Here is a 4,285-nt window from a genome sequence, read left to right as displayed (position 1 = left end):
GGCCGGGTACCCGGCGGCCATGGTGGGCGTGCCCGGCGCGCCGGTCTCCAACCTCAACCCGCCCTCCCTCGCGGCCGTCACCTTCGGCCTCGCCCAGTGCGGGGCGGCCCTGCTGCTGCTCGGCCCGCTGCGTCGGGCGCTGCGCCGCCCCGCGGCCTGGGCGGCGGTGGCGCTGGTGAACCTGTCGGCGATGACGGTCTACCTCTGGCACCAGACCGCGATGATTGCCGTCACTGCGGTCGGCCTGTTCGCGGGCGGCCCTCTGCCCGGCTTGCACACCGTCCCCGACGGGCTGGGCTGGGTGCTCGCCCGGCTGGCCTGGCTCCCGGCGTTCGCGCTGGCGCTGGCGGCGTGCTGGGCCGCGTTCGGCGCGTACGAGCGGGGGCGGACCCGCGGGCGGAGCGGGGGGCTTGGAGGCTGGAGTTCCGGCGGGAGAAGCGGCGGGACCTTGGAGCCGGGAGCGGTCGGCGGGAAGAGCGGGCGGGCGGGATTGGAGGGGAGTGGCCCCGAGCTCATCCCGCGTCCGGGGGGTGGACGACAGGGGTGAGCACGGGGCGCTTGGCCGTGCGGCCGTCGCCGGAGGAGCGGCCGCGCAGGCGCCGGTGGATCCACGGGCCGGCGAACCCCGCGATCCAGCGCAGCTCCGTGGCCGTCGCCTGCCAGGCGGTGGGCCGGGGCAGGGCGGGCAGGGGCAGCGTCCAGCTGTCGTCGCTGTCCGGCAGGCCGAGGGCGTGCGCCACGGCGGCGGCGATGCGGGCGTGGCCCAGCGGGCTGGCGTGCAGCCGGTCGCTGCTCCACATGCGCGCGTCAGTGGCGAACGCGTACGGGAAGGTGTCGACCACGGTGACGCCGTGGCGGGCCGCCGCAGCCCGGACGCGGGCGTTGTAGGCGAGCACCCGGGGCAGCAGCGGGCGGGCCAGCGGGGCGACCCGGCTCATGTCCGGGAAGGTGACCGTGACCACCTGCGCCCCCGCCGCCCTGAGCTCGGCGAACATCTCCTCCAGGACCCCGGCGACCGCGGCGGCGTCGAAGCCGGGGCGGACCAGGTCGTTCATCCCCGCCATGACGGTCGCCAGGTCTGGACGGAGCTCCAGCGCCGGCCCGAGCTGCTCGTCACGGATCTCGGCGGCCAGGCGGCCGCGCACGGCGAGGTTGGCGTACAGCAGGCCGGGGCTGCGCCTGGCGAGCCGCTCGGCGAAGCGGTCGGCCCAGCCGCGGTGGCCCCGCACGTCGTCGCCGTCTCCCAGCCCCTCGGTCTGGCTGTCGCCGAGGGCGACGTAGCGTTCGTAGCTCGGCGTGCCGCTCATTCGGGGCTCCCCTCCGCCGTTCGGATCCGGGCGCGGGCGGCGCGCTCGCCCAGCGTGCGCGCGGTGGACAGGCACCAGTCGCGCATCTCGCGTTCCAGGCGGCAGCCCGCGAGGCAGGACAGGTAGGGGCCGACGCGGTCGCCGTGCCGCAGGAACGACTCCTCGTCCAGCTCGCCGCGCAGGTGGACCAGCGTCCTCTCGAACAGCGCCAGCTTGGCAGCCGCCTCCCGGGCCCGTTCGCGGAGCTGCTCGATCACGGGCGCCGGGTCGAGCAGGTCGACGGCGTGCACCTTGACGGCCAGGTCGTCGCGGATCAGCAGCGGCCTGCCGGGAGCGGCGGCGAAGGCGGCCAGCTCGTCGATCCCCGCCCGTGTGACCGTGAAGACCCGCTTGTTGGGCCTGCCGCGCTGGACGACCTCCCGCCCGCTGATCAGGCCGTCGCTCTCCAGCCGGGTCAGCTCGCTGTAGAGCTGCTGCGGTGCGGCGTACCAGAAGTTGGAGACGCCCACGTCGAAGATCTTGGTGAGCTGGTATCCGCTGTGTTCCCCGTCGAGCAGTGCCGCGAGGACCGCGTGCCGCAGGGCCACGGGCTACCTCTGGTCATGACGATGACTACTCATGGATATGACTATAGCTCTTCACGCTAGAGCGCGATGGCCGAGCGCACCGCCAGGCCCGCGCCCAGCAGCAGCACCATGGCGGCGGTGCCGGTCGGGGCCAGCCGTGACAGCCGTGCCGCCAGCCGCTGCCCGGCTGACGCGCGGCGCTCCAGGCGGCCGGCCAGCTTGACGAGGAGCAGCCCCGTGGCCGTGAGGGTCGCCGCCATGCCCAGGCCGTACGCCGTCACCAGCGCCACCCCGAACCACGTGCGGCCCAGCGCGATCGCCCCGAGCAGCACGATGAGCGCGGACGGGCTGGGCACCAGGCCACCCGCCACCCCCATCCCCACCAGCCCGGCCCGCCGCAGCCCCCCGTCCGCACGCCCGTGCCCGTGCCCGTGCCCGTGCCCGTGCCCGTGCCCGTGCCCGTGCCCGTGCCCATGTCCGTGTCCGTGTCCGTGTCCATGGCCGTGCCCGTGGTGGTCCTGAGCGCGGCGGGTGGAGAGGAGCAGGCGGGCGCCGATGACGCTGATCAGCAGGCCGCTCGCCACCCCCAGCCAGGCCAGCACCGACTCCCCGGCCACCGCAGTGAACGCGCTCAGCAGCAGCCCCACCGCCAGCACCCCCACCGTGTGCGTGGCGGTCACCGTGGCGCCCACCACCAGCGCGTCACGCGGGCGGCCCCGGCGGCCCGCCAGGTACGCGGCCATGATGGTCTTCCCGTGCCCCGGGATCAGCGCGTGCCCGGCGCCCAGCACGACGGCCAGCCCCACGGCGAGGAGCCCGAGCGGCACCGTGAGCCGGTCGGCGCCGATCAGCCCCGTGAACGTCCTGTCGAGCGCCGCCAGCGCGTCCCCCAACGGCCCTCCCACCGAGACACCTCCCAGGCTGACACCGTCGCCACCACCTCCGGGGGCCTGGGCCGGGGACGCCGCGGCGGAGCCGTGGCCGCTCACGGTGACGGTCGCGGTGCGCTGGTCGAGGGGCTCGGCCAGCAGGTCCTCGGGGTAGGCGCGCAGCTCCCTGCTCACGCTGGCCGCCGGCACCGACGACGCCCCGAGCCGTACGCCGTCGCCGACCGCGGTGATCTCCCGCCAGCCGATCCGGTCCGGCTCGAAGCCGTCGGTGAACGACACCTCTCCGGCCCGCCCCGTGGAGGCGGTGAGCTCGCAGGTCAGGCGGCTGGTCCGCAGCCCGCCCTGGCCCGGCTGGTACGCGAACGCCGACCGGGTCACCCGCCACGGCACCGGCACGCCGTCGGCCGTGAGGCGCTGGGCCGCGGCGAGCGCCGCGCACCTGCGTGCCGCGTACGATCCGTCCACCTCCCGCTCGGCCTGCAGCGTGGGCAGCTCGGCCGCGTCCACGACGGCGTGGTTCAGCACCCGGTCGGGCAGGACGCGCAGGCCGTTGTAGTGGTTGACGGTGAAGTTCCCCAGCGGGTGCGCGAGCCCCGCCTCCGCGGCGGCGGGCCTGGCGGGCGACAGCAGCAGGGCCGCCAGCACGAGGCCGGCGACGATGTACAGCGCTCTCATGAGAACCTCGCCAGCGCGGGAAGGGACGGGTCGAAGCCGGGGACGGCGGCGGTGGAGGCGCGTGACGGCAGGCCGAGCGCCTGCTCGATCCGCGCGCGGTGGTGGCGCAGCAGCGGGTTCCGCCAGCCGGTGGACGTCGCCTTCCTGGCGTACGGCAGCGCGTCGCGGGGCCTGCCCGCCTTGAACAGCGCCCAGGCCAGCGCGTCGGCGGCGACCAGGTTGGGGGTACGGGCGTACTCGGCCCTGGCATGCCGCACGGCCAGCGCCGGGTCGCCGTGGTCGGCCTCGAACTCGGCCCACGTCAGGTCGTCCCGCACGCCCGCCGACTCCAGCAGCCCGCGCTGGGCCCGGAGCAGGGTCCAGTCGGCCGGCAGGCCCGCCTTGACGCGGGTCTCGCCCTGCTCGATCAGGTACTGGGGGAGCGGCAGCCGCTGGACCACCCGCTCGTAGAGGTCGAGCGCCTCGGTCAGCCGCCCGCTCAGCGCCGCCACCTTCGCCTGCCCGGCGAGCGCCGGGGTGTAGGCCGGGTACGCCCGCAGCGCCTCGGCGTACCAGTGGCCGGCGGTGCGCAGGTCGCCGCCGTGCAGGGCCAGCTCGCCCAGGTAGTGGCGGACGTAGGCGGCGTCGGCCGGCAGGTAGGCGTCGTCCCGTGCGTACTCCAGGAATTTGCGCGCCCCCTCCCGGTCGCCCCGGAGCTCGGCCGCGTAGGAGGCGCGGGCGAACGCCGCCACCCCAGGCCGCAGGCTCATCATCCGGTCCACCGCGCGCTGCGCCGCGCGCAGGTCGCCGAGCTGGGTCCGCGCGTCGGCCAGCACGCCGTGGGCCGCCGCGCCGTACGGGTTGGCCC

The 4,285-nt window shown here is 76.1% G+C and carries 4 protein-coding genes and 1 pseudogene; 1 reads left to right on the top strand and 4 read right to left on the bottom strand.

The genetic code is table 11. From position 1 onward, the window contains the following. Positions 1 to 547, top strand: a pseudogene (locus tag DQW85_RS12245) (hypothetical protein); the annotation flags it as partial. Here the strand turns inward: DQW85_RS12245 and DQW85_RS12240 are convergent. From DQW85_RS12240 to DQW85_RS12225, 4 genes are all read right to left on the bottom strand, one after another. Beyond that, positions 513 to 1,307 carry an SGNH/GDSL hydrolase family protein gene (locus DQW85_RS12240; RefSeq protein ID WP_113700448.1) on the bottom strand — a complete coding sequence of 265 codons (795 nt, stop codon included), beginning with the start codon at positions 1,305 to 1,307 and terminating at the stop codon, positions 513 to 515. The pseudogene DQW85_RS12245 and the gene DQW85_RS12240 sit on opposite strands and share 35 nt — an antisense overlap. Further along, positions 1,304 to 1,894 (bottom strand): PadR family transcriptional regulator, encoded by a 591-nt coding sequence (locus tag DQW85_RS12235; RefSeq protein ID WP_113700447.1) that lies wholly within the window; start codon positions 1,892 to 1,894, stop codon positions 1,304 to 1,306. Before DQW85_RS12235 ends, DQW85_RS12240 begins: the two co-directional genes overlap by 4 nt. Positions 1,895 to 1,950: 56 nt before the next feature. Further along, complete coding sequence (locus tag DQW85_RS12230) at positions 1,951 to 3,438, bottom strand: nickel/cobalt transporter (RefSeq protein ID WP_113700446.1); 1,488 nt, start codon at positions 3,436 to 3,438, stop codon at positions 1,951 to 1,953. Continuing rightward, the coding region (locus DQW85_RS12225; protein ID WP_205315062.1) for a tetratricopeptide repeat protein at positions 3,435 to 4,285 on the bottom strand (851 nt) is incomplete at its 5' end. The genes DQW85_RS12225 and DQW85_RS12230, both read right to left, overlap by 4 nt.

Origin of the sequence: Nonomuraea lactucae (genome assembly GCF_003313395.1) — a bacterium.
In the GTDB taxonomy this organism is placed as follows: Bacteria; Actinomycetota; Actinomycetes; order Streptosporangiales; family Streptosporangiaceae; genus Nonomuraea; species Nonomuraea lactucae.
This window is presented reverse-complemented; position numbering and strand designations above follow the sequence as displayed.